This is a genomic window from Streptomyces sp. NPDC041940, assembly GCF_055589465.1.
In genome coordinates this window covers 195,647-220,092 of sequence record NZ_JBVJBP010000001.1, presented here as the reverse complement: position 1 = coordinate 220,092, position 24,446 = coordinate 195,647, and the positions used below count along the sequence as shown (strand labels likewise).

Genomic DNA, 24,446 nt, shown 5'->3' with positions numbered 1-24,446 from the left:
CGCGACCCCAGCCCCGGCAGACCGACGCACGACCACCGCTCGGGCGGTGATCGGCGACGACCCGGCGCTACGGGCGGCCTACCGGCTGTGCCGGCTCCGGACCAGGCGGCAGGACCCCGCGGAGTACGCCCTGATCCAGCTGGTGCCCGCCCCGCTGCGCCCGGCGCTCCACGCCCTGTGGGCGGCCGCCAACGCCCTCGACGACCTGGGCGACGACCGCACCGCCCCCGCCGCCGAACGGGCCACCCGGGTCGAGGAGTGGATCACCGCCCTGCACCGCGAACTGCCCACCGGCACCAGCCTCGACCCGATCCGCCACGCCCTCGTGCACACCGCGGTCCGCTGGCGCCTGGACCTGTCCGAACTGCACGCCGCCATGGCCCAGGTCCAGGACGACACCCGGGGCAGGCACTTCGCCGACTGGACCGAGTGGCGGACCTGGGGCCGGGACAACCTGCTGCCCTGGTTCGGCCAGGTCCGCACCCTCTTCGACCGGGCCGGCGTACCCGTGGCGCTCCGGCTGGACACCCGGGAGACCTACGAGGAGTTCCTCGACGGCGTCCGGCTCACGGACATCCTCACCGACCTGTCCGCCGACCTCGCCCAGGGCGACCTCCTCCTGCCCGACGAGGTCCTCGACGACCACCCCGGGTCCGCCGCCGACTTGGCGCACCGCCGCTGGAGTCCCGCCGTGTCCGCCCTGGTCACGCACCTGACGGGCCTGGCCCGCCGGTGGGTGACCCAGGAGACCCTCAGCCGCGGCATGCACCCCGGCCCCGCCACCGTCCTGCACACCATGGCGGCCCTGCTGCGCGCCCAGCTCGACGCCATCGACACCGCGGGTCCGGCCGTGCTCCAGGCCCCGCCCCGGCCCGCGCCCCTCACCCGCGCCCGGATCCTCGCCCCCGCCCGGGCCCGCGCGACCCTGGCCTGGAGCCTGACCCCGCTGACGGTGCCGCCCGCACACCGGCCCGCCCACGGCAGACGCCCCACGCCGGCTCGCCCGCCCCGCACCGCCGCCTTCCGCTCTCCGCCACCTCACCCCAGCGGCGAGCGGCCACCGGAGATCGCACTCACCCACCTGCCCGCCCACGTCGCCGTGATCATGGACGGCAACGGCCGCTGGGCCCAGCAGCGGGGCCTCCCCCGCCACGAGGGCCACCGCGCCGGTGCCACCGCCGTCCGCGAGGTGGTCCACGGCGCCCTGGACATCGGCCTGCGGCATCTGACCCTCTACACCTTCTCCACCGAGAACTGGCACCGCGACACCGACGAGGTCGACGCGATCCTCGACCTCCTGCGCCGTGAACTGGCCGACGACCCCTTCCGCGACCTCGACGTCCGGCTGGGCTGGCACGGCCGCGCCGGCCGTCTGCCGCCCGACCTGGCCGACCTGCTCCACCTCCGGGAGCGCACCACCCGCACCCGCACGGGCCTGACGCTGACGATGTGCATCGACTACGGCGGCCGGGACGAGATCACCCGTACGGCCGCCGCCCTGGCCCGCCGCGCCCGGGCCGGCCACCTGGATCCGGACCTGATCACCGAGGACGACTTCGCCCGGCACCTGCCCCGCCCGGACCTGCCGGACGTGGACCTGCTCTGGCGCACGGGCGGCGAACACCGGGTCTCCAACTTCCTGCCCTGGCACACGGCTTACGCCGAACTCCACTTCACCCCCGGTCTCTGGCCGGACACCGACCGCCGCGACCTCTGGCAGGCCGTCACCGCCTACACCCACCGCCAACGCCGCCACGGCACGACTCCGGCCACCGCGGGCCCGCTGGACTAGGGCCTGTCGTTTGGATCAGGTCGCAGGGAATCGGCGGCACCTTGTCAGCGCCGGTGAGCGGGGTCTGGTGCGTGCAGCTGCAAGGCGGAGGAGGGAGTCGATGCGATGGGGGCCCCTCCCGCGCGAGCGAAGCCGAGCGTGGGGGAATCGGCGAGTGACGACAACGCGGCAGATGTGCGTGCCAGACCCCGCGTCTGCGGCGTGATCCAAACGACAGGTCCTAGCGTGTCCCCGTGGCAAGGCGGTAGGCGACGGTGACGTCCTCGTACTCCCGACCGGGGACGACCGGGTCCGGCAGGTGGGTGCGGTCACCGCGGCTCGTCGACGCCCGCTTCCCGGTGCCGGTGAAGCGAACGGCCGTCCGGGGTTCCTCCCTGAAGCGGAGCCGTTCGGCGTGGACCGTCGACCGGAACGAGATGTCCCCCGTTCAGGGCGGCTCCTCCGGCTCCTCCGGTTGCTCCGACTCCCTGGCGGCACGAGGGCGACCGGACCTCGACGGCAGCTTCCCGTCCTCTCCCCGCACCCGGCGCTTGCGGGTGCCACCCTGACTCCGGCCGGCTCGCCCCCGCTCCTCCTCCGCGCCCTTGCGCGCCGCACGCGGCTCGACCGCTTCGGCGGCGCCCGCGACGGCCTGGCCGCTCCCCCGTACCGCGTCGCCCACGGCCTCCGTCCCACTCGCGGCCGTTTCGGCCAAGCCCTCGGCAGCGCCACCCAGCGCCTCGCCGGCGCTTCCGACGGCCCGGCCCGCCTCCTGCCCGACGCCCTCCACCGCGCGCCCGGCACTACCGCCCACGTCCTGAACGGCCCTCCCGGCCCCCTGACCGACGTCCTGCGCCACGGATCCGACGCCCCGGCCCACGTCCTGGACAGCGGCCCCGGCGCCACGCGCCAGCTCGTGCAGGATCTCCGGGTTGCTGTCGAGCGTGGTGAGCACGCGGTCGATGATCTTCGCGACGTGATGGAGCCGTACCTTGAGCTGGGCCTGTGCCTCGACGCCCGAGATCCCCAGATGCACCCGTCCGAGCGTGACGTCGGCGCCCACGTTCAGTTTGAGCAGATCCAGCACCTCGGCCCGCAACGAGACATGTGCCCGCAGGTCCTCGACGTCCAGGTCGATCTCGTCGACCTTCAGGACCGGAACATCGAGGAAGACATCAGGGCTCCCCCCGACGGCGTCCTCCTCGTCCTCGTCCTCGTCCTCGTCGTAAGCCTCGGGATCGACGTACGCGTCCTCGTCGTACTCCTCGACAGACTCCTCGTCGTTCCCGGCGTTGCCACGCATCGCCACGCCTCCAGGGTTTTGGCATACCTTTCGACTATTTTGATCCCTTTTGGGCGTCTACGCGCGGTCAGTGCCGTCCGTGCGGGGTCACGCCCCCGCCTTGGCCCGGGCGATGAGCAGGGCCACGTCATCGAGGTCTCCCTCGGCGCGCAGGGAGTGCAGAAGCAGGTCGCAGGTGGCGTCGAGGGAGCGGTCGGGGTCGTCGAGGACATCGAGAAGGGCGTCCAGCCGGACGTCGATCGGCTGGTCGCGGGTCTCGACGAGGCCGTCGGTGTAGAGGACGAGCTGGTCCCCCGGTCCGAAGTCGATGGAGGTGGAGTCGAACGGAATGCCGCAGCCTCCCAAGGGCGCGCCGGTGGGTGTGTCGAGCAGCTCGCGTGTGCCGTCCGGGCGGAGGAGGACGGGCGGCAGGTGCCCGGCGAGGGAGATGTGGCAGCGCGCGGTGTGCGGATCGAAGACGGCGTAGACGCAGGTGGCGATGGTGTCGATGCCGTCCGTGATGTGGTCGAGGTGGTGCAGGACCTGGTCGGCGGGCAGATCGAGATCGGCCAGGGTCCTGGTGGCGGTGCGCAGCTGTCCCATGGTGGCCGCGGCCGTGACACCGCTCCCCATGACGTCGCCGACGACGAGGGCGGTCTTGTCGCCGTTCAGGGGGATGACGTCGAACCAGTCGCCGCCGATCTCGATCGTGGCCTGGGCCGGACGGTAGCGGCAGGCGACGTCGAGACCGGGCCGCTGTGGCGGGGGGTGGGGCAGCAGGCTGCGCTGGAGTGTGAGGGCGATGCGGCGCTGTTCCTCCACGGCGCGGTGCCGGTCGGTGACGTCGACGCTGGAGGTGGCCACACCCAGCACTTTCCCGTTGGGGGACTCGAGCCGGTAGAAGGAGATCGACCAGGCGTGATCGTTGTCCGGGTCGGCCGCCGTACGGCCGACTGTGTACTGGTCCACGACCGGCGTCCCGGACGCCAGAACCTCACGCATGGCGGCTTCGAAGGACTGGTCCACATAGGGCAGCACGTCATGGATGTGGCGGCCGATGTGCTCGGCGGCCGGCACGCCGTTCATCCGTTCCTCGGCGGGGTTGACGGAGATGTACCGGAGGTCGGTGTCCAGCATGGCCAGCCCGATCGGTGACTGGGACACCAGCTGTGCGGACAGGGCCAGGTTCCGCTCCACCTGCCGCAGGGTCTCCTGGTCGGTGGCCAGACCCAGCGCCCAGAAGTCGCGCTGGTCGTCCTGCAACCGCATGTTGCGGAACTCCACCATGCGCGTGCCGCCGTCCTTGTGCCGGACGGGAGCGACCCCGGCCCAGCTCTTGCCGTCCCGCATGACCTGGGCGAACAGCGCCAGCACCGTGTCGAGGTGCTCCTCGTCGATCAGCAGCCGGCCCGCGTACTGCCCCAGGGCCTCCTCGGCGCTGTAGCCGAAGAGGATCTCGGCCTGCGGGCTCCAGAGATCGATCCTGCCCTCGGCATCGAGGAGGACGGCCGCCACGTTCAGTACGTCCAGCAGGCCACCCGGCGTGGACGCGACCACACCCGCCGCGCCGGGCCCGTCCCGGAAGGGTTCGGTCGCACCCATACCCCAGGCTCCTTCCGGCCGCCGACCAGGCCGCCGTCCCGCCGGGTCCGACCACGCACCGGCACCCCGGCCATCCCATCGTCCCCCGCCGCCACCCACGCGTGCACGCCCACACTGCCGAAGAGCCCGCACCCCACCCGGCACCTGCCTGTCATCTGCCGCCGGCCTGCCGGACCTCCTCGCGCTGGGCGCGGGGCACGTAATCCCCGGCGAAGAATCCGGCGGCCGCGATGCGCGGCTCGGCCACCGCCAGCCGAATGCCGACGGCGGTCCGCCCCGAGTACCCGACCGGGCCGCCGATCCCGGGCAGCGCGAGGAGGGCATCCAGGGGGGCCGCCAGTCCGGGACCGCCTTCTCGACCAGCGGGCCGATACAGGACTCGAAGATCTCGTCGACCGGCTCGCCGGCCTGGATCGCCCCGGCGGATGTCGGCGCGGGCCTGCTCGTCGGCGGCGAAACGGGGCCGGTCACCGCACCCGGCGGCGTCGATGGTGGCCGCCGCGTAGCCGTACGCCGCGGATCCAGCGGAGCCCGGCGTCCACAGGGTGCCTGGGATCTCGCCGAGGGTGAAGGGCTCCGTGGCCGGCTGCCACGGAGCAGGGCCGTGCGGTCATCCCAGGGGCAGAGCCAGGAAGGAGGGACGGTTGTCGGGCGAGGTGATCGTGGTGGTGCTGCCTTCGACGCTCGCGTCGGAGTAGAGGGGGTCCTTGCTGGTGATGGCCAGCATCAGCCGGTGGTCCGGGGGCAGGTCGTATCCGGCGGCCTGCAACCTCCAGGTGCTGGTGCGGTCCTGGCCGGGGGTCAGACCGGTGAGGGTGAGGGGCTCGTGCGTGATGATGCGGGCCGTGTCGTCGGGGCTGACGTCGTAGAGGTAGGCGACGAGGGTGGTGGAGTCGGCGGAGCTGCGCACGGTCAGCGTGAGTTCGGGGATGCCCCGGATCCGGCGGGCCTCACCGGTGCCGCCGCCGTCGCCGTCGCCGCTTGCCGCGATCGGGTCGCTGGTGAAGACCGCGAGGCTGCGGCGGTCGAACTTGTCCGGCTGGTAGCTCTTGGGGTTGCCGTTCCACTCGGCCTGGCCGGTGGTGATGATGGCGTCCACGGCGGTGCAGTCGGTCGACTGCCCGGCGGTGAACTCCCGTGCCCAGCCCGTCCGCGGAGCCGTCCCCAGAACGCCGTCGGGACGGTCCGACGAGGCGGTGAGGTACCAGGGCTCGACGGAGGTGGTGACGTCCGCCCAGGACTGCCTGGACTCGCGCACGGCCGGCACGGTGATGACGTTCTTCCCGGTGTCCGGATCGGTCCGGGTCTCGTAGGTGAACATGATCTGGCTGCGGACCTCGGACCAGGAGGGCACGTCGTTCGCGACCCCGCCCACATAGTGGTCCAGCCAGGCGAGCGCCTCCTCGACCGGCGCGTTCGGGCCGCTGAGCGGGACGGTGAGACCGGCGCCCTCCGGCGCGGCATGGTCGCCGATCCACAGGTTGAGGTGCTTGGGCACGGTCAGCTGACCGAAGTGCTCGACGACCTGGTTGGCCGGGAAGAGCGTCTCGTGCCAGGTGTTGGAGAGGAACGTGGGCACGCCGCGGGCGTTGGTCAGGTCGACGTACGAGGACGGCGATCGTTCCTTGCCCCAGGCCACGACATCGTCGAGGTTCTGGCCGGCCTGGAAGTCCGCCAGCAACTGCTGGGTGGCCGGGTCGAACTTCCGCTCGGGCGGGCCGCCGGTGAAGTCGATCAGTGCGTCCACCGCCGCCAGGTGCCGGGTGTCGTGGAGGTAGAGGCTGTCGGCCAGGTCTCCCCAGGTGCTCAGGGCGACCACCGCGGCCACCCGTCCCGCCGGGTCGTGCGCCGCGACCAGCTGGCTGATGCCCGAGCCGTACGACTCGCCCAGGAAGGCGATGGCGCTCGGGTTGAAGTGCTGCTGGGCGTAGTCGATGACGGTCGAACCGTCGGCCCAGTCCGCGGGGCCGGCCACATCGATCGTGCCCCCGGAGGTGAACGGGGCGTCGATGTAGCCGCCGCCGGGGAGGCGCATCGTGTAGCCGATGCCACGGGGGGTGTAGGCCAGCACGTGGTAGCCGCGCAGCGCCAGCTGGAGGTACGTGTACTCGAACAAGGCCCAGCCGAAGGGCGTCCAGCCCGAGGGCACGATCACCACGGGCCGGGGCTCGTCGGTGTTCAGTTTGATCGTGTGCGCCGACAGCCGTACTCCGTCGTCGGCGGTGATGCGGGGGAAGCCGATGGTCGCCTTCCGCCGGACCTCTTCCGTCAGCTCCTGGAGGTCAGGGGGCAGCACCGCTTCCTCGGTCGTGCCGTTCAGCGTCGCGACCAGGGCCGCGGCGACATTGGCCGCGGCCGGATCGAGCGACGTGGGCGAAGCGTAGACGCCCTGCTCGGCGATCCGGCTCAGCTGCGCTGTGGTGACCGTGGTGATCGCGTCGTCTTCCTGGGGGTGGCTCAACGAAGCCCGTCCTCTCGCTGTCGCCGACCGGACGTGGGCGACGGTCGGCACCCTGCTGTCTGCCGGAGACCCCGGCCTCTTGATCCCTTCCATCACCACAGCAGGGCTGCACAGGGGCACAGAAGCACGTCCACCCGTCACCAACGCGCCAGAAGCCCCCCACGCGCGACGCGCGCTACCGGAGGGCTTCTCTACTCATCGTCAACTTCGGTCGGAGACAAGCCCGTTGACAGCCGTCCCTGACGCTGTCATGCGCCGCTACCGCGCCGGCGCGAAGGCGCTCGTGGGCCATGTTGTAAGCCACATGTTGTAAGCCAAACGAAGGAGCTTACGGCGGGTCGTTTCAGCAGGTCACGACGATTCTGCTGGAGTGGGGCGGGTGGGACTCGAACCCACGGCCGACGGATTATGAGTCCGCTGCTCTAACCGGCTGAGCTACCGCCCCATAGCGGCGTGTCGCGTACATGTGTGCGCGCCGTCTGCCGCAGCATAGCCGCTCATACGATCTCCTGCTTCGGCTGGGCGGCTTCGCACGGCCTTCGTGACCATGAGGACTGCGACGGGCTCCGCGCGGTTCCCAGAAGATCGGAACGGACATGAAAAAGGACCCCTGAGAGGGGTCCTCGTTCACCATGCTCCCCCGACTGGACTCGAACCAGTAACCTGCCGGTTAACAGCCGGCTGCTCTGCCAATTGAGCTACGGAGGACCGAGCTCCTCGGACTGGACTCGAACCAGTAACCTGCCGGTTAACAGCCGGCTGCTCTGCCAATTGAGCTACCGAGGAATGCCTCGTTGCATCGAACGTACCTACCTGGGTATTCGCCAGGGGGCGCTCGCTCGCTGCGACACATACATTAGCGCAAGCAGGGGGGTGCTCCGCCAATCGGTACCCGGCGGGGCGCCGACACCGCACAGGAGACCTACGCAAGGGAAGGGTGGCCGCCATGCGTTACCGGCTCACGTTCGTCGCCGGAGCCGTCCTGGGTTACGTGCTGGGCACGAGGGCCGGACGCGAGCGCTACGAGCAGCTGAAGAAGACGGCCCAGCAGTTCGCGCAGAACCCCGCCGTCCGCAACACCGCGGAGTCGGCGGCGCACCAGGGCCGGGAGTTCGCCGGCAAGGCGTACCACGTGGTGAGCGACAAGGTCGGGGACCGCGTCCCCGAGTCGGTGGCCGACCGCGTCCGCCACCTCCGCGACCGCGCCACCCACAACGGCGGCGAGGACGACTGGGGGACCAGTAACACGTGACAGTTCTGCTGTGACGCCGGGCGGGGCACTGCCTCAGGGGCGCGGGGCTGTATCGATGTGCGGCTCCGCCGCGTGGGCGCGACCAGCCACAACGCGCCCGCACACAGACTCGGCGACACACCCCCACAGCGCCCACGGCCCGACCCGAGCGGAGCGTGCGGCAGAATTTTGGCCATGGGGATAGTCGCCGGGTTGGACAGTTCACCCGAATTCACTCGTATCGTCGTCTGTGACACGGACTCCGGAGCCGTGCTCAGGCAGGGATATGCGCAGCATCCGGTGGAGAGCCCCGAGGGCGGCGGCCGGCCGTCCGACGTCGATCCGCAGGCCTGGCTGCTCTCCCTGGGCGAGGCCGCGGGCGGCGGGCTCCTCGAAGGCGTGCAGGCCATCGGCGTGTCGGCGCAGCAGAACGCCGTCGTGCCGCTGGACGCGCAGGGCAACACCGTGCGGCCCGCGATGGTCGGCAGCGACAAGCGGACGCAGGTCGCGGCGGCCGATCTGGTCGACGCGCTCGGCGGACGCGAGGCGTGGGCGCAGGCGGTGGGCTGTGTGCCGCAGGCCGCGCAGCCGGTGACGAAGCTGCGCTGGCTGGCCCGGACCGAGCCCGAGAACGCGCAGCGCACCGCGATCCTCCTGCAGGCGCACGACTGGCTGGTGTGGCAGTTGCTGGGCCGGCCGGTCAGAAGAACCACCGACCGGGGCGGGGCGTCCGGCACCGGGTACTGGTCGGCGGCGACCGGCGGCTACCGGACCGATCTCGTCGAGCTGGCGCTCGGGCAGCAGGCGATGCTGCCGGAGGTGATCGGCCCGGCGGACGCGGCCGGCCGGACCCCGGAGGGGCTGCTGATCTCCGTAGGGACCGGCGAGACCATGGCGGCGGCGTTCGGCCTGGGCATCGGCCTCGGGGACGCGGTCGTGTCGCTGGGCGCGTCCGGGTCCGTGATGGCCGTACACCCCGAGGCGCTGGTCGACGGCTCCGGGATGATCACCGCGCTGGCCGACGCGACCGGCATGCACCTGCCGGTCGTCACCACGCTGAACGCCGTACGGACGCTGCGCGGGACCGCCGAGCTGCTCGGGCTGCCCGATCTGGAGAGCCTGTCCGACCTGGCGATGAAGTCGACGCCGGGGTCGCACGGGCTGGTGCTGCTGCCCTATCTGGAGGGCGAGCGGACGCCTAATCTGCCGCACACCGCCGGGACCCTGGCGGGGCTGAGGCGTGAGTCGATGAAGGCGGAGCATCTGGCGCGGGCCGCGTTCGAGGGCATGCTGTGCGGGCTCGCGGACGCGCTGGACGTGCTGCGCGGCCGGGGTGTGGAGGTGCGGCGGGTCTTCCTGCTCGGGTCGGCCGCCGAACTGCCCGCCGTGCAGGCGGCAGCGCCCTCGCTGTTCGGGACGCAGGTCGTGGTGCCGCAGCCCGCGGACTACGCCGCGATCGGCGCGGCCCGCCAGGCGGCCTGGGCGCTCGGGGTGTCGCAGGGCTCGCTCGACGCGCGGACCCCGCCGACCTGGCAGGGCGCGGTCGCCCAGGTGCTGGATCCCGGGGAGGACCTGGCCGTGGGGCAGGCGGTGCGGCAGCAGTTCGTGGCGGTGCGGGAGCAGACGCATCCCGGAGCGCTTCGGTAGGAGGGTCCGGAGGCCCTGTTGGGTTAATTCGGTTGAGGTAACGCGGGTGGAGTGTTCGACGATAGGGGCCAGGGGCAACCAACCGCCCCGTCGCCCACTCCGAGAGAAGCAGCGTGCTCATACGACTTCTGCGGACCTATCTCAGGCCCTACAAGAAACCCATAGCCCTGCTGGTGCTGCTGCAGTTCCTGCAGACCTGCGCCACGCTCTACCTGCCCACGCTGAACGCGGACATCATCGACCAGGGTGTCGTGAACGGTGACACCGGCTACATCGTGGGCTACGGCGGCCTGATGATCGGCATCTCGCTGGTCCAGGTCGTCACCAACATCGGTGCCGTGTACTACGGCGCCCGTACGGCCGCCGCGCTCGGGCGGGACGTGCGGGCGTCCGTGTTCGACCGGGTGCAGTCGTTCTCCGCGCGCGAGGTGGGTCATTTCGGGGCGCCGACGCTGATCACCCGTACGACGAACGACGTCCAGCAGGTGCAGATGCTGGCGCTGATGACGTTCACGCTGATGGTGTCGGCGCCGATCATGTGCGTGGGCGGCATCGTGCTGGCGCTCGGGCTGGACGTTCCGCTGTCCGGGGTGCTGGTGGCGGTCGTGCCGGTGCTGGGCGTCTGCGTGACGCTGATCGTGCGGCGGCTGCGGCCGCTGTTCCGGGCGATGCAGGAGCGGCTGGACACGGTGAACCGGGTGCTGCGCGAGCAGATCACCGGCAACCGGGTGATCCGCGCCTTCGTCCGGGACGAGTACGAGCAGCAGCGCTTCCGGAAGGCCAACACCGATCTCACGGACTTCGCGCTGGGCACCGGCAATCTGCTCGCGCTGATGTTCCCGATCGTCATGACGGTGGTGAACCTGTCGTCGATCGCCGTGGTGTGGTTCGGCGCGCACCGCATCGACAGCGGCGGTATGCAGATCGGTGATCTGACGGCGTTCCTGGCCTATCTGATGCAGATCGTCATGTCCGTGATGATGGCCACCTTCATGTTCATGATGGTGCCGCGCGCGGAGGTGTGTGCCGAGCGGATCCAGGAGGTGCTGGACACCTCGTCGAGTGTGGTGCCGCCGTCGGCGCCGGTGCGGGAGCTGCGCCGGCACGGGCATCTGGAGATCCGGGGGGCGGGCTTCCGCTATCCGGGGGCCGAGGAGCCGGTGCTGCGGGCCGTGGACCTGCTCGCCCGGCCGGGCGAGACGACCGCCGTCATCGGCTCGACCGGCAGCGGCAAGTCCACACTGCTCGGGCTGGTGCCGCGGCTGTTCGACGCGACCGACGGGCAGGTGCTCGTGGACGGTGTCGGGGTGGCGGAGATCGATCCGGTGCTGCTCGCGCGGACCGTCGGGCTGGTGCCGCAGAAGCCGTATCTGTTCGCGGGCACGGTGGCGACGAACCTGCGCTACGGCAATCCGGACGCCACCGACGAGGAGCTGTGGCACGCGCTGGAGGTGGCGCAGGGCAAGGACTTCGTCGAGCGGCTTGAGGGCGGGCTCGACGCGCCGATCGCGCAGGGCGGGACGAATGTGTCGGGCGGTCAGCGGCAGCGGCTGGCGATCGCCCGGACGCTGGTGCAGCGGCCCGAGATCTATCTCTTCGACGACTCCTTCTCCGCGCTCGACTACGCCACGGACGCCGCCCTGCGGGCCGCGCTCGCTGAGGAGACCGCCGAGGCGACCGTCGTGATCGTCGCCCAGCGGGTGGCGACCATCCGGGACGCCGACCGGATCGTCGTCCTCGACGAGGGCCGGGTCGTCGGCACCGGCCGGCACCACGAGCTGATGGCGGACAACGAGACCTACCGGGAGATCGTGCTCTCCCAGCTCACGGAAGCGGAGGCTGCCTGATGGCCGGGCCGATGGGGCGGATGATGGCCGGGGGCGGCCCCGACCAGCGCTCGCTGGACTTCAAGGGGTCGGGCAAACGGCTGGTCGCGCGGTTCCGGCCGGAGCGCGTGACCATCTGCGTACTGCTGCTGTGCGTGGTGCTGAGCGTCGGGCTCAGCGTCGTCGGGCCGAAGATCCTCGGCAAGGCGACCGACCTGGTCTTCGCGGGAATCGTCGGGCGGGACATGCCCGAGGGGGCGAGCAAGGAGCAGGTCCTCGACTCCATGCGGGAGCGCGGGGACGGTGACGTCGCCGACATGCTGCGCAGCACCGACTTCACCCCGGGCCAGGGCATCGACTTCACGGCCGTGGGACATGTGCTGCTGCTCGCGCTGGGCGTGTTCGCGGTGGCCGGACTGCTGATGGCGGTGGCGACACGGCTGGTGAACCGGGCCGTGAACCGGACCATGTTCCGGATGCGGGAGGACGTGCAGACGAAGCTGTCGCGGCTGCCGCTGTCGTACTTCGACAAGCGTCAGCGCGGCGAGGTGCTGTCCCGGGCCACGAACGACATCGACAACATCGGGCAGACGCTCCAGCAGTCGATGGGGCAGCTCATCAACTCCGTGCTGACCATCATCGGCGTCCTCGCGATGATGTTCTGGGTCTCCTGGATCCTCGCGCTGGTCGCGCTGGTGACCGTGCCGCTGTCGTTCGTCATCGCCACGCGGGTGGGCAAGCGGTCGCAGCCGCACTTCGTGCAGCAGTGGCGTACGACGGGCCAGCTGAACGCGCACATCGAGGAGATGTACACCGGTCACACCCTGGTGAAGGTGTTCGGGCGGCAGGAGGAGTCGGCCCGGCAGTTCGCCGAGCAGAACGAGGCGCTGTACGAGGCCGGGTTCCGGGCGCAGTTCAACAGCGGGGTCATGCAGCCGCTGATGATGTTCGTGTCGAACCTCAACTACGTGCTGGTCGCGGTCGTCGGCGGGCTGCGGGTCGCCTCGGGCTCGCTGTCCATCGGTGATGTGCAGGCCTTCATCCAGTACTCGCGGCAGTTCTCGATGCCGCTGACGCAGGTCGCCTCCATGGCGAACCTGGTGCAGTCGGGTGTCGCCTCGGCGGAGCGGGTCTTCGAGCTGCTGGACGCGGAGGAGCAGGGGGCCGATCCGGTGCCGGGCGTGCGGCCCGAGGAGCTGCGCGGGCTGGTGGCGCTGGAGCGGGTGTCGTTCCGCTACGACCCCGACACACCGCTGATCGAGGACCTGTCCCTGAAGGTCGAGCCCGGGCACACGGTGGCCATCGTCGGGCCGACGGGCGCCGGGAAGACGACGCTGGTGAATCTGCTGATGCGGTTCTACGACGTCACCGGCGGGCGCATCACCCTCGACGGGGTCGACATCGCGCGGATGTCCCGGGACGAACTGCGGGCCGGGATCGGCATGGTGCTCCAGGACACCTGGCTGTTCGGCGGCACGATCGCGGAGAACATCGCGTACGGGGCGTCCCGGAAGGTGACCCGGGGGGAGATCGAGGAGGCGGCCCGGGCCGCGCACGCGGACCGGTTCATCCGTACGCTGCCGGACGGCTACGACACGGTGATCGACGACGAGGGGACCGGGGTCAGCGCGGGCGAGAAGCAGCTGATCACCATCGCCCGGGCGTTCCTGTCCGACCCGGTGATCCTGGTGCTGGACGAGGCGACGTCCTCGGTCGACACCCGGACCGAGGTGCTGATCCAGAAGGCCATGGCGAAGCTGGCCCATGGGCGTACGTCGTTCGTCATCGCGCACCGGCTGTCGACGATCCGGGACGCGGACGCGATTCTCGTGATGGAGAACGGTTCGATCGTCGAGCAGGGCACGCACGGGGAGCTGCTGGCGGCGGACGGGGCCTACGCGCGGCTGTACAAGGCGCAGTTCGCGCAGGCGGTGGCCGAGGTGGACTGAGTCGCGTGTCGTGGGGCGGCCGCGGGCCCGTCGTGGCTGGTCGCGCAGTTCCCCGCGCCCCTTGAGGTACGTGCAGCTGAGCCCCTTCAGGGGCGCGGGGAACTGCGCGACCAGCCCCCACCGGGGGCGCGGGCGGCGTCAGTCCAGATAGCCCCTCAGCTGGTCCGCGAAGGTGTGGTCGCGGAGTTTGTTCAGGGTCTTGGACTCGATCTGGCGTATCCGTTCCCTGGTCACTCCGAAGATGCGGCCGATCTCCTCCAGGGTGCGGGGGCGGCCGTCCGCCAGCCCGTAGCGGAGCTGGACGACCTTCCGCTCCCGCTCCCCCAGGGTCGACAGGACCGCTTCCAGGTGCTCCCTGAGGAGGAGGAACGCGGCCGACTCCACGGGGCTGGTCGCGTCGCCGTCCTCGATGAGGTCGCCGAGGGCGACGTCGTCCTCCTCGCCCACCGGCGCATGCAACGACACGGGCTCCTGGGCGAGACGCAGGACCTCGCTGACCCGCTCCGGCGCCAGGTCCAGGTGCGCGGCGACCTCCTCGGGCGTGGGCTCGTACCCCCGTTCCTGGAGCATCCGCCGCTGCACCCGTACGACGCGGTTGATGAGCTCCACGACGTGGACGGGGACCCGGATGGTGCGGGCCTGGTCGGCCAGGGCGCGGGACATGGCCTGGCGGATCCACCAGGTGGCGTAGGTGGAGAACTTGTAGCCGCGGGCGTAGTCGAACTTCTCGACGGCCCGGATGAGGCCGAGGTTGCCCTCCTGGACGAGGTCGAGCATGGTCAGCCCGCGCCCGACGTACCGCTTCGCCACGGACACGACGAGCCGCAGGTTCGCCTCGATGAGCCGGCGCTTGGCCATCCTGCCCATGACGACGAGCCGGTCGAGGTCCAGCGCCAACTGGCTGTCCAGATCGGGTGTGTTGCTCAGCTTCTCCTCGGCGAACAGGCCGGCCTCGACCCGGCGGGCGAGTTCGACCTCCTCGGCCGCGGTCAGCAGGGGGATGCGGCCGATCTCCCGCAGGTACTGGCGAAACAGGTCCGAGGAGGGACTGCCGCTCTCGGTGCGGACGGGCGGCCGCACGACGGCTTCGGGAGCCTCGGCCGTCTCGATGGCCTCGGCGGGCGGCTCCTCCGGCTCCGGTTCCGTCTCGGGGTGGTGCACGACGAGGCTCTGCGCCGGAACCGCCGGGAGGGTGTCGGCCTCCGCGTCCGGCGCGCCATCGGCGTCGGTCTGGGTGAGGGTCTGGGTCTGCACGGGGGCGACCTCCAGGATGATCGCTGCCAAGGCGGGCGGCAGCGGTACTTCGGGGGCGGAGTCGACGGCCTCGCCGCTTTCCGTCCCGCACGCGATGAGCGGAACCGCGGGGGTCTGGGACCCGTGGGTGACGGATCGGCCGCGCTCCGAGGACTCAGGCACCGCAACCCAGTGTGGGGGAAGACACATCGTCGCCACGAGGGGCGTGCGATGACTTTTTGCATCCGGGACGTGACCGCGCGGTGACCTCAGAGCGCGGCGGCGCCGTGTTCGCGCAGGGTCTGGTCGTACTGCTGGAGGACCCAGAGTTCGTTCTGGACGGCGGCGAGCTGGGCCGGGTCGCCGTGGGTGCTGAGGCGGGTGAGCTGGCCGGTGATGTCCCGGATGCGGCGCTCCACGGCGCGGCGGCGGACGGTGACCAGTTGGGCGCCGGCGTACACCTCGTCGACGCCCTTCACGCCCTTGTGGAGCATGATCGCCTCTACGGCCAGTTCGGTGACCATGGCGCGGACCGCGTCGTCGGGGGCGGCCTCGCGGACCTTGACCAGGTAGTCCTGGGGGTCCTCGACGCCCAGTTCGGCGCCGCCGGCGTCCAGGATGGCCATGCGGACGGCGGTGTAGGGCGGGGCGGTGAACTCGTCGGCTCCGTAGGCGTCGAAGGCCGGGGAGACGAGTTCCGGGCGCTGGAGGGCCAGTTTGAGGAGTTCGCGTTCGGTGGCGAAGACGGGGTTGCGGAGGTTGAGGGCCGGGCCGCGGGGGGCGGCGGACCGCTGGGCGGAGGCGTACTGGGGTGACGCCTGCTGGTGCCGGTCGGGGGCCGGGCCCTTGCCGCCGCGGTCGCGGGCCCAGCGGGCCAGCTGGGCCACGCGCTTGACCACGAACTGGGTGTCGAGGATGCCGAGCATGCCGGCGAGCTGGACGGCGACCTCGTGCTGGGCGCCGCTGTTCTTGATGCGGGCGACGATGGGGGCCGCCTCGTCCAGGGCGGCGGCGCGGCCCGCCGGGGTGTCGAGGTCGTAGCGGGCGACGATCTGGCGCAGGGCGAACTCGAAGAGCGGGGTGCGGGGTTCGACCAGGTCGGCCACGGCCTCGTCGCCCTTGGCGAGGCGCAGGTCGCAGGGGTCCATGCCGTCCGGGGCGATGGCGATGTACGTCTCGGCGGCGAACTTCTGGTCGTCCTCGAAGGCGCGCAGGGCCGCCTTCTGGCCGGCGGCGTCGCCGTCGAAGGTGAAGATGACGCGGGCCGAGCCGTTGTCCATGAGGAGCCGGCGCAGGATCTTGATGTGGTCGCCGCCGAAGGCGGTGCCGCAGGTGGCGATGGCCGTGGTGACGCCGGCCAGGTGGCAGGCCATGACGTCCGTGTAGCCCTCGACCACGACCGCGCGGCTCGACTTCGCGATGTCCTTCTTGGCCAGGTCGATGCCGTAGAGGACCTGGGACTTCTTGTAGATCGCCGTGTCGGGCGTGTTGAGGTACTTGGGGCCGTTGTCCGCTTCGTAGAGCTTGCGGGCGCCGAAGCCGACGACCTCGCCGCCGATGTCGCGGATGGGCCACATGAGACGGCCGCGGAAGCGGTCGATGGGGCCGCGGCGGCCCTCCTGGGCGAGCCCGGAGAGCAGGAGCTCCTTGTCGGTGAAGCCCTTGCCGCGCAGGAAGCGCGTGAGGTGATCCCAGCCCTGGGGGCTGTAGCCGACGCCGAAGTGGACGGCGGCGGCCTGGTCGAAGCCGCGCTCGGCGAGGAAGACCCGGCCGGTGTCGGCCTCGGGGGACGTCGCGAGCTGTTCCGCGTACCACTCCGCCGCGATCTTGTGGGCCTCGACCAGGCGGATCCGTTCGCCGCGCTGGTGGGAGGGGTTGTATCCGCCCTCCTCGTAGCGCAGGGTGATGCCCGCCTGGCCGGCCAGGCGCTCGACCGCCTCCGAGAAGGAGAGGTGGTCGATCTTCATCACGAACGTGATGGTGTCGCCGCCCTCCTGGCAGCCGAAGCAGTGGAAGAACCCCTTGCTGGGGCTGACCTGGAAGGAGGGCGACTTCTCGTCGTGGAACGGGCAGAGACCCTTGAGGTTCCCGCCGCCCGCGTTGCGCAACTGGAGGTACTCGGACACCACGGCGTCGATCGGGACCGCGTCCCGTACCGCCTTCACGTCCTCGTCGTTGATCCGTCCAGCCACGCGTGAATTCTACGGGGGCCGGAGCGGGCCTACGGCGCCAGGTTTTCCAGCGGAACGTGCGGGTCCGCCAGCGACTCCGTGTTCACCTGGGCCTTGGTGCGGATCAGGTGCTGGATCTTGTCTGTGACGTCCCACACGTTGACGTTCATCCCGGCCAGGACGCGGCCCTCCTTCACCCAGAAGGCGATGAACTCGCGCTTGCCCGCGTCCCCGCGGATCACCACCTGGTCATAGGTGCCCGGAGGCGCCCAGCCGGAGTACTCCATGCCCAGGTCGTACTGGTCGGAGAAGAAGTAGGGCACGCGGTCGTACGTCACCTCGCGGTCGAGCATGCAGCGGGCGGCCGCCGGTCCGCCGTGCAGCGCGTTGGCCCAGTGCTCCACCCGCAGGCTGGTCTCGAAGAGGGCGTGGTGGAAGGAGGCCACGTCGCCGGCCGCGTAGATGTCGGGGTCGGAGGTGCGCAGCCGCTCGTCGACGACGATGCCGCCGCCGTGGGCACGGTCGGCGATCTCCAGGCCTGCCGCATCGGCGAGGTGGGTGCGGGGGGCCGCGCCGATCGCGGCCAGGACGTCGTGCGCCGGGTGCTCCTCGCCGTCGTCGGTGCGGGCCGCGAGGACCATGCCGTCCTGGCCGACGATCTCGGTGAGCCGGCCGCCGAAGTGGAAGCGGACGCCGCGCTCGCGGTGCAGCTCGGCGAAGAGCCCGCCGAGCTCCGGGCCGAGAACGCCGTGCAGCGGGGTCGCCTCGGGTTCGATGACCGTGACCTCGGCGCCGTACTCGCGGGCCGCCGCCGCGACCTCCAGGCCGATCCAGCCGGCGCCCGCGATCACGAGGTGGCCGTTGTCGCGGCCGAGGTTGGCCAGGACGTGTTTGAGCCGTTCGGCGTGGGCGAGGCGGCGCAGGTGGTGCACGCCCGCCAGGTCCGTGCCCGGGATGTCGAGGCGGCGGGGCTCGGCGCCGGTCGCCAGGAGCAGCTTGTCGTAGCGGACGACGGTGCCGTCCTCGCCGAAGCGGACCGTCTTCGCCGTGCGGTCGATCGCGTCCACCGTCTGGCCGAGGTGGAGCTCGATGTCGTTGGCCGCGTACCAGGCGGGCTCGTGCACGAAGACGCTGTCGCGTTCCTCCTTGCCGAGGAGGTAGCCCTTGGACAGGGGCGGGCGCTCGTAGGGGTGGTCACGTTCGTCGCAGATCAGTATCACGCGGCCGGTGAAGCCCTCCGTGCGGAGCGTCTCGGCTGCCTTGGCGCCTGCCAGTCCGCCTCCGACGATGACGAATGTCTGATCCGCGTCGACCACTTGATGCCTCCTCGTAATGATGTCGCCACTTGCGAGCGTCCCGCACGGAGCGTGATGCGGGAAGAGGGAGTGACCCGATCAGGCCACGGAGGGTCACATTCGGGGGTGCTCACGTCCCGGACGTCGCGTCAGTCTCATGCCTGCCCCGTCAGACGGGCGTGAAGCGAACGGGCCGACGTGTCGGTGAGGGAGGCGATGTGGTCGACGATCACCCGCTTGCGCGCACGGTCGTCCGGCGCCTGGTCGAACAGGGCGCGGAACTGCGGGTCCAGGCCGTCGGGGGCGCGGGCGGTGAGCGCCTCGGCCAGTTCGGCCACGACGACGCGCTGGTCGGCGCGCAGGCGTTCCTGCTCGGCGCGCTGCATGACGTAGAGGTCGGCGACGGCCTTGAGGACGGCGCACTCCATCCGGGCCCGGCGCGGCACGACCAGTTCAGCGGCGTACCGGGTGAGCCGTCCGGTACCCCACGCGGCGCGGGTCGCGGACTCGGCGGCCAGGCAGAAGCGGCCGATGAGCTGGCTGGTGGCGTCCTTCAGCCGGGCCTGGGCCACGGCGGTGCCGTCGTAGCCGTGCGGCCACCACTCCTGGGCGAGGAGCCCGTCCAGGGCCTCGGCGAGTTCCGCGGGGTCGGTGTCGGACGGTACGTAGCGGCCGCGGGCGACCTCGAAGACGTCCTGGCGTTCGGGGTCGGCGTGCAGGCAGTTCGGGTCGATGTGGCCGGCGTGCAGGCCGTCCTCCACGTCGTGCACCGAGTAGGCCACGTCGTCGGCCCAGTCCATGACCTGTGCCTCGAAGCAGGTGCGGGTGCCGGGGGCGTCCTTGCGGAGCCAGTCGAAGACGGGGCGGTCGTCCTCGTAGACCCCGAACTTCGGGGAGTCCGGGTCGGTGGGGTGGGCGCCTCGCGGCCAGGGGTACTTGGTGGCGGCGTCGAGGGCGGCACGGGTGAGGTTGAGGCCGACGGAGCCCTCGGGGGTGAACCGCTTGGGCTCGATGCGGGTGAGGAGCCTGAGGGACTGGGCGTTGCCCTCGAAGCCGCCGCAGTCCGCCGCGAACTCGTTGAGGGCCTGTTCGCCGTTGTGCCCGAAGGGCGGGTGGCCCAGGTCGTGGGAGAGACAGGCGGCTTCCACGAGGTCCGGGTCACAGCCGAGGGCCGCACCCAGCTCCCGGCCGACCTGGGCGCATTCGAGGGAGTGGGTGAGGCGGGTACGGGGGCTGGCGTCCCAGGCCGGGCCCATGGTGCCGGGCGTCACGACCTGGGTCTTGCCGGCGAGGCGTCGCAGGGCGGCAGAGTGCAGGACCCTTGCCCTGTCGCGCTGGAAGGCTGTGCGGCCGGGGCGTTTGTCGGGTTCTTGGGCCCAGCGGTCGACTGACGTCGGGTCGTAGGCCGGGGGGTGTTGTGCGGTGCCGTCCATGTGTCGACAGTATGCGCCTGTGCCTGTGCCGGGTTCTGAATTCGGGCGGGTGCGGGGTGGTCGTGGCTTGTCGCGCAGTTCCCCGCGCCCCTGAGGGAACTGCGCCACCTGGCGTTCTAGGCCGAGGCCAGTTCCCTTGTAGCCAGCGACTTCGCCAGAGCCTCGTCGTAGCGGTGGAGGAGGAGGCGGGCCATCGACGGGTGGGTGCCGAGGGGGGACGCCGCTATCCAGGGGGCCTGCTGGGCGCACTCCGTGGCGAAGCGGCCCGGGGCCGTGAAGTAGGACGCGAGGGCGATCTGGTGGCGGCCTCTCGCGACGAGGGTACGGACGGCCGTGTCGACCGTCGGGGTCGCGGCCGAGGCGTAGGCGGGGAGGACGGGGACGCCCAGGCGGGACGCCAGGAGGTGGGCCGTGCGGGCGGTGTCCCGCTTCGCGTCCGGGTCGCGGGAGCCCGCAGCGGCGAGGACGACCGCGCTGGTGCCGCGGGGTGTGCGGCCCCAGCCGGCCTCCGTGAGGCGGGACTGGAGGGCGTCCACCAGGAGGGGGTGCGGGCCCAGGGGGGCCGCCAGGTGCGTGCGGGCCGGGGAGGCTGCCGCCATCTCGGGGATGTCCTGCTTGACGTGGTAGCCGCGGCTGAGGAGGAGCGGGACGAGGACCGCTTCCGTGTCCCCGAGGGCGGCGAGCGTGTCGGGGAGCAGGGGGGCGTTCAGTTCGATGTGCCCGAGGTGCACCGGCAGGCCGGGGCGCAGCGCGCGGACCCGGTCGAGGAGGGCGCGGACCGTGCTCAGCGCGCGCGGGTCACGGCTGCCGTGCGCCACGACGACGAGGGCGGGCGGGACCGGGCGGCGGGCCGCGGTCGGCGGGACGAGGCTGAGCTGGCTGGGCATGTACCGATGGTCGCCGCGCCACGTTGCCTCCCCGTTGCGTGGGGGTCACAGGTGTTTTCCGGCGGTTCACCGTCGGGGACACCCGGCGGTGAACCGGACGGGCCGATCGGACGTCCTCGAAGGTCAGACCGACCTGGGGAGGGACCTGTCCGATGCGTGCTCCGAAGTTCCGCAGACCGAGGCTGCCGCGTACCCGCCGGGGGCAGCGGCGGCTGGTACAGGCCGTGATGGCCGGGTGCGTGCTCGCGCTGCTTCCGGCGACCTGGATGTACGCGGTGGCGGGTGACCGGCTGCGGACGGCGGCGGACGTGCCGCGTACCGATGTGGCGGTGGTGTTCGGGGCGGGGCTGTGGGAGGGGGAGCCGTCGCCGTACCTCGCGCACCGGCTGGACGCGGCGGCGGAGCTGTACCGGAAGGGGCGGGTGGAGGTGGTGCTCGTCACCGGGGACAACAGCCGCGAGGACTACGACGAGCCGGACGCGATGCGCGGGTATCTGACGCGGCACGGGGTGCCCGACGGGCGGATCGTCAGCGACTACGCGGGGTTCGACACATGGGACTCCTGCGTGCGCGCGAAGAAGATCTTCGGTGTGGACGAGGCCGTGCTGATCAGCCAGGGCTTCCACATCCGGCGGGCGGTGGCGCTGTGCCGGGCGGCGGGGGTCGAGTCGTACGGGGTCGGGGTGGACGCGGTGCACGACGCGACCTGGTACTACGGCGGCGCCCGGGAGATCTTCGCGGCCGGGAAGGCGGCACTGGACGCGGTGTTCCGGCCGGATCCCCGGTTCCTCGGGCCTCAGGAGCCGGGTGTGGAGCGGGCGTTGGCCACGGCCGAATAGCCTGTCGGATGAATCAGGACGTTCTGCCGGAGCGGGTTTGACGCGCACATTTCACCCCAGGGCATGAAATACAGCCCGGGCGCTCTGCGTGTTCACGCGGTCACGCTTAGTGTCTTCGCCGTGCGGCGGCGGATCGGGCCGCCGTCGCGAACTGGGGGAAAGGACATCTCATGACTCGACTTCGCTCCGCGCTGGTGATGGCCGCCGCGGGCGCGCTGCTGGCCGTACCGGCCGCCATGGGGACCGCCTCGGCGGCGCCCGTGGCGGCCGCGGCGGTCAAGGCCCCGGAGCCGGGCTGCGCGAAGCTCGGCGCCTCCGGCCAGTGGTGGGCCGACATCCACAACGTGTGCGGGCACACCATCTCCGCCAGCGTGGAAGTCGACGGCTTCGACCCCTCGTGCATCCAGATCGGCCCCGGCGGCGTCGGGAGGATCGGTCTGGACGTGGGCGACGAGCCGTACTACGCGTACGAGTGCTGACCGGGGCCGTGCCCTGACCAGGCACGGTCCCTGAACGCGGCCGGGGGTGGGAGCGGGGCTCCCGCCCCCGGCCCGTGTGCCTCACGCGGACCCGGCGGCGGCGGGGAGGTCCCCGTCCCGGCCGCGTAACAGGGAGCCGTGCCGGGCGTAACACGGCCGAAGCACGCTGAACGGTATGCAGAACACCGCGACGCCCACGCACTGCCCGTACTGCGCCCTGCAGTGCGGGATGAACCTGACGCCCGCGCCGGACGGGACCGTCGAGGTGAGCGAGCGCGCGGACTTCCCGGTGAACCGGGGCGCGCTGTGCGGCAAGGGCCGTACGGCACCGGCGGTACTGGCGTCGAACGTCCGCCTGACCTCGCCGCTGGTGCGTTCCGGGAGCGAGCTGGTGCCCGCCTCCTGGGACGAGGCGCTGGACCGGATCGCCGCGGGGCTGCGCCGGACGCGCGCGGAGCACGGGCCGGACGCGGTCGGGGTGTTCGGCGGGGGCGGACTGACGAACGAGAAGGCGTACACGCTCGGCAAGTTCGCGCGGGTCGTGCTCGGCACGTCCCAGATCGACTACAACGGCCGTTTCTGCATGTCGTCGGCGGCCGCCGGCGGCATCAAGGCGTTCGGGCTCGACCGGGGGCTGCCGTTCCCGCTGGAGGACATCCCGAAGACGGGCTGTGTGATCCTCGTCGGGTCGAACCTCGCGGAGACCATGCCGCCGTCGCTCCGCTTCTTCAACGAGCTGCGGGAGAACGGCGGCACGCTGATCGTGATCGACCCGCGCCGTACGAAGACCGCCGAGCAGGCGGACCTGCACCTGGCGCCCCGGCCGGGCACGGACCTGGCCCTGGCGCTGGGCCTGCTGCATCTGGTGATCGCCGAGGGGCGGGTGGACGAGGAGTACGTCCAGGAGCGCACGGTGGGCTGGGAGGACGCGCGGGCCGCGGCGATGGCGCACTGGCCGGAGTACGTGGAGCGGATCACGGGGGTGTCCGTTCCTCAACTGCGGGAGACCGTACGGCTGTTCTGCGCGCCGGAGTCGGCGATGGTGCTCACCGCGCGCGGGCCCGAGCAGCAGTCCAAAGGCACGGACACGGTGGGCGCGTGGATCAACCTGTGTCTGGCGACCGGCCGGGCGGGACGCCCGCTGTCCGGGTACGGCTGTCTGACCGGGCAGGGCAACGGGCAGGGCGGACGCGAACACGGGCAGAAGGCCGACCAGCTGCCGGGCTATCGCAAGCTCGACGATCCGGCGGCGCGGCGGCATGTCGCCGAGGTGTGGGGGGTGGACCCCGATGCACTGCCCGGCCCGGGGCGCAGTGCGTACGAGCTGCTGGACGCGCTGGGCACGGACATCAGGTCCCTGCTGCTGATGGCCTCCAACCCGGTGGTGTCGGCGCCGCGTGCCGCGCACATCGAGGAGCGCATCAGGTCGCTGGACTTCCTGGCCGTGTGTGACGTGGTGCTGTCGGAGACGGCGGCGCTCGCGGACGTGGTCCTGCCGGTCACGCAGTGGGCGGAGGAGACGGGCACGACGACGAACCTGGAAGGCAGGGTCCTGCTCCGCCGCCGGGCGATCACCCCGCCCTCCGGTGTCCGCAGCGACCTGGAGGTCCTCCACGAACTCGCCGCCCGCCTGGGCGTGGAGAAGGGCTTCCCGACCGACCCCGAGGAGGTCTTCGAGGAACTGCGCCGCGCGAGCGCGGGCGGCCCGGCGGACTACTCGGGGATCACGTACCGCAGGCTGGTGGAGGAGGACGGGGTGTTCTGGCCTTGTCCGGGGGGTGGGGAGACTGCGGAGCGGCCCGCCGCAGGTGACACGGCGGCCGTGGCCCACCCCGGCACCCCCCGCCTCTTCCTCGACCGGTTCGCCACCCCCGACGGGCGTGCCCGGTTCGTCGCTGTCTCGCATCGGGCGGTCGCCGAGGAACCGGACGAGGAGTACCCCGTGCTGCTGACCACGGGACGGGTCGTGGCGCAGTACCAGTCCGGGGCGCAGACGCGGCGTGTGGCGGAGCTGAACGCTGCCGCGCCCGGGCCGTTCGTGGAGTTGCATCCGCGGCTGGCGGCGCGGCTCGGGGCGGCCGAGGGGGATCCGGTCGCCGTCGTGTCGCGGCGGGGCCGGGCCGTGGCGCCCGCGAGGATCACCGACTCCATCCGCCCCGACACCGTGTTCATGCCCTTCCACTGGCCGGGCGAGGGCCGCGCCAACACCCTCACCAACCCCGCGCTCGACCCGACCTCCCGGATGCCGGAGTTCAAGGCGTGTGCGGTGCGGTTGGAGGCGGTGCGGGGCTGAGTCCCCGTGCTGCCGGACCCGGGCCCTCCGGCACAGGCCTCGGTGGT

General features: G+C 71.7%; 16 protein-coding genes, 3 tRNA genes and 1 pseudogene. 8 read left to right on the top strand and 12 right to left on the bottom strand.

Annotated features, from left to right (window positions below; all coding sequences use genetic code 11):
* Positions 1–46 precede the first annotated feature (46 nt).
* Positions 47–1,792 (top strand): polyprenyl diphosphate synthase, encoded by a 1,746-nt coding sequence (uppS, locus tag ACZ6I3_RS00955; protein WP_469410729.1) that lies wholly within the window; start codon positions 47–49, stop codon positions 1,790–1,792.
* A 427-nt stretch (positions 1,793–2,219) separates the two neighbouring features.
* On the opposite strand, the gene ACZ6I3_RS00950 is transcribed toward uppS, so the two are convergent.
* The 7 genes and pseudogenes from ACZ6I3_RS00950 to ACZ6I3_RS00920 all read right to left on the bottom strand — a co-directional run bounded on the left by ACZ6I3_RS00950 (position 2,220) and on the right by ACZ6I3_RS00920 (position 7,902).
* Positions 2,220–3,074: a hypothetical protein gene (locus tag ACZ6I3_RS00950; protein WP_469410728.1), complete on the bottom strand. Its 855-nt coding sequence runs from the start codon at positions 3,072–3,074 to the stop codon at positions 2,220–2,222.
* A gap of 87 nt (positions 3,075–3,161) precedes the next feature.
* Positions 3,162–4,655 (bottom strand): SpoIIE family protein phosphatase, encoded by a 1,494-nt coding sequence (locus tag ACZ6I3_RS00945; protein ID WP_469410727.1) that lies wholly within the window; start codon positions 4,653–4,655, stop codon positions 3,162–3,164.
* Between the two features lie 166 nt (positions 4,656–4,821).
* A pseudogene (locus tag ACZ6I3_RS00940) lies at positions 4,822–5,226 on the bottom strand (alpha/beta hydrolase); the annotation flags it as partial.
* 39 nt (positions 5,227–5,265) lie between these two features.
* Positions 5,266–7,116 carry an alpha/beta fold hydrolase gene (locus ACZ6I3_RS00935; protein WP_469410726.1) on the bottom strand — a complete coding sequence of 617 codons (1,851 nt, stop codon included), beginning with the start codon at positions 7,114–7,116 and terminating at the stop codon, positions 5,266–5,268.
* A 371-nt stretch (positions 7,117–7,487) separates the two neighbouring features.
* A tRNA-Ile gene (locus tag ACZ6I3_RS00930) sits at positions 7,488–7,561 on the bottom strand.
* 190 nt (positions 7,562–7,751) lie between these two features.
* A tRNA-Asn gene (locus tag ACZ6I3_RS00925) sits at positions 7,752–7,824 on the bottom strand.
* Between the two features lie 5 nt (positions 7,825–7,829).
* A tRNA-Asn gene (locus ACZ6I3_RS00920) sits at positions 7,830–7,902 on the bottom strand.
* A gap of 160 nt (positions 7,903–8,062) precedes the next feature.
* Here ACZ6I3_RS00920 and ACZ6I3_RS00915 point away from each other — a divergent pair.
* From ACZ6I3_RS00915 to ACZ6I3_RS00900, 4 genes are all read left to right on the top strand, one after another.
* Positions 8,063–8,368: a YtxH domain-containing protein gene (locus ACZ6I3_RS00915; protein WP_469410725.1), complete on the top strand. Its 306-nt coding sequence runs from the start codon at positions 8,063–8,065 to the stop codon at positions 8,366–8,368.
* A gap of 174 nt (positions 8,369–8,542) precedes the next feature.
* The gene (locus ACZ6I3_RS00910; RefSeq protein ID WP_469410724.1) at positions 8,543–9,994 is read left to right on the top strand and encodes a xylulokinase; all 1,452 of its coding nucleotides are present in this window, start codon (positions 8,543–8,545) and stop codon (positions 9,992–9,994) included.
* 113 nt (positions 9,995–10,107) lie between these two features.
* Positions 10,108–11,841, top strand: coding sequence for an ABC transporter ATP-binding protein (locus tag ACZ6I3_RS00905; protein ID WP_469410723.1), 1,734 nt, complete (start codon positions 10,108–10,110; stop codon positions 11,839–11,841).
* Positions 11,841–13,769, top strand: a complete 1,929-nt coding sequence (locus ACZ6I3_RS00900) for an ABC transporter ATP-binding protein (protein WP_469410722.1) — start codon at positions 11,841–11,843, stop codon at positions 13,767–13,769. Before ACZ6I3_RS00905 ends, ACZ6I3_RS00900 begins: the two co-directional genes overlap by 1 nt.
* Positions 13,770–13,907: 138 nt before the next feature.
* Here ACZ6I3_RS00900 and ACZ6I3_RS00895 read toward each other — a convergent pair whose 3' ends face one another.
* From ACZ6I3_RS00895 to ACZ6I3_RS00875, 5 genes are all read right to left on the bottom strand, one after another.
* A complete protein-coding gene (locus tag ACZ6I3_RS00895; RefSeq protein ID WP_469410721.1) occupies positions 13,908–15,185 on the bottom strand; it encodes an RNA polymerase sigma factor in 1,278 nt (425 codons plus the stop codon).
* A gap of 86 nt (positions 15,186–15,271) precedes the next feature.
* Positions 15,272–17,194: a DNA primase gene (dnaG, locus tag ACZ6I3_RS00890; protein ID WP_469410720.1), complete on the bottom strand. Its 1,923-nt coding sequence runs from the start codon at positions 17,192–17,194 to the stop codon at positions 15,272–15,274.
* A gap of 29 nt (positions 17,195–17,223) precedes the next feature.
* Entirely contained in the window at positions 17,224–18,489 is a 1,266-nt protein-coding gene (locus ACZ6I3_RS00885; protein WP_469410719.1) for an NAD(P)/FAD-dependent oxidoreductase, read from the bottom strand.
* Positions 18,490–18,623: 134 nt separating this feature from the next.
* Entirely contained in the window at positions 18,624–19,901 is a 1,278-nt protein-coding gene (locus ACZ6I3_RS00880) for a deoxyguanosinetriphosphate triphosphohydrolase (RefSeq protein ID WP_469410718.1), read from the bottom strand.
* A gap of 116 nt (positions 19,902–20,017) precedes the next feature.
* Positions 20,018–20,788 carry a sirohydrochlorin chelatase gene (locus tag ACZ6I3_RS00875; protein WP_469410717.1) on the bottom strand — a complete coding sequence of 257 codons (771 nt, stop codon included), beginning with the start codon at positions 20,786–20,788 and terminating at the stop codon, positions 20,018–20,020.
* 152 nt (positions 20,789–20,940) lie between these two features.
* Between ACZ6I3_RS00875 and ACZ6I3_RS00870 the strand changes: the two genes are divergently transcribed.
* The 3 genes from ACZ6I3_RS00870 to ACZ6I3_RS00860 all read left to right on the top strand — a co-directional run bounded on the left by ACZ6I3_RS00870 (position 20,941) and on the right by ACZ6I3_RS00860 (position 24,399).
* Positions 20,941–21,627, top strand: a complete 687-nt coding sequence (locus ACZ6I3_RS00870) for a SanA/YdcF family protein (protein WP_469410716.1) — start codon at positions 20,941–20,943, stop codon at positions 21,625–21,627.
* A gap of 170 nt (positions 21,628–21,797) precedes the next feature.
* The gene (locus ACZ6I3_RS00865; RefSeq protein WP_399023629.1) at positions 21,798–22,106 is read left to right on the top strand and encodes a hypothetical protein; all 309 of its coding nucleotides are present in this window, start codon (positions 21,798–21,800) and stop codon (positions 22,104–22,106) included.
* Between the two features lie 175 nt (positions 22,107–22,281).
* Positions 22,282–24,399, top strand: a complete 2,118-nt coding sequence (locus ACZ6I3_RS00860; RefSeq protein WP_469410715.1) for a molybdopterin oxidoreductase family protein — start codon at positions 22,282–22,284, stop codon at positions 24,397–24,399.
* Positions 24,400–24,446 lie beyond the last annotated feature (47 nt).

Excerpts from the sequence above, each read along its gene's own strand:
- ACZ6I3_RS00950 (WP_469410728.1), bottom strand. The coding sequence starts at position 3,074 with ATGCGTGGCAACGCCGGGAACGACGAGGAGTCTGTCGAGGAGTACGAC.
- ACZ6I3_RS00945 (WP_469410727.1), bottom strand. The coding sequence starts at position 4,655 with ATGGGTGCGACCGAACCCTTCCGGGACGGGCCCGGCGCGGCGGGTGTG.
- ACZ6I3_RS00915 (WP_469410725.1), top strand. The coding sequence starts at position 8,063 with ATGCGTTACCGGCTCACGTTCGTCGCCGGAGCCGTCCTGGGTTACGTG.
- ACZ6I3_RS00910 (WP_469410724.1), top strand. The coding sequence starts at position 8,543 with ATGGGGATAGTCGCCGGGTTGGACAGTTCACCCGAATTCACTCGTATC.
- ACZ6I3_RS00900 (WP_469410722.1), top strand. The coding sequence starts at position 11,841 with ATGGCCGGGCCGATGGGGCGGATGATGGCCGGGGGCGGCCCCGACCAG.
- ACZ6I3_RS00880 (WP_469410718.1), bottom strand. The coding sequence starts at position 19,901 with ATGGACGGCACCGCACAACACCCCCCGGCCTACGACCCGACGTCAGTC.
- ACZ6I3_RS00875 (WP_469410717.1), bottom strand. The coding sequence starts at position 20,788 with ATGCCCAGCCAGCTCAGCCTCGTCCCGCCGACCGCGGCCCGCCGCCCG.
- ACZ6I3_RS00870 (WP_469410716.1), top strand. The coding sequence starts at position 20,941 with ATGCGTGCTCCGAAGTTCCGCAGACCGAGGCTGCCGCGTACCCGCCGG.
- ACZ6I3_RS00865 (WP_399023629.1), top strand. The coding sequence starts at position 21,798 with ATGACTCGACTTCGCTCCGCGCTGGTGATGGCCGCCGCGGGCGCGCTG.
- ACZ6I3_RS00860 (WP_469410715.1), top strand. The coding sequence starts at position 22,282 with ATGCAGAACACCGCGACGCCCACGCACTGCCCGTACTGCGCCCTGCAG.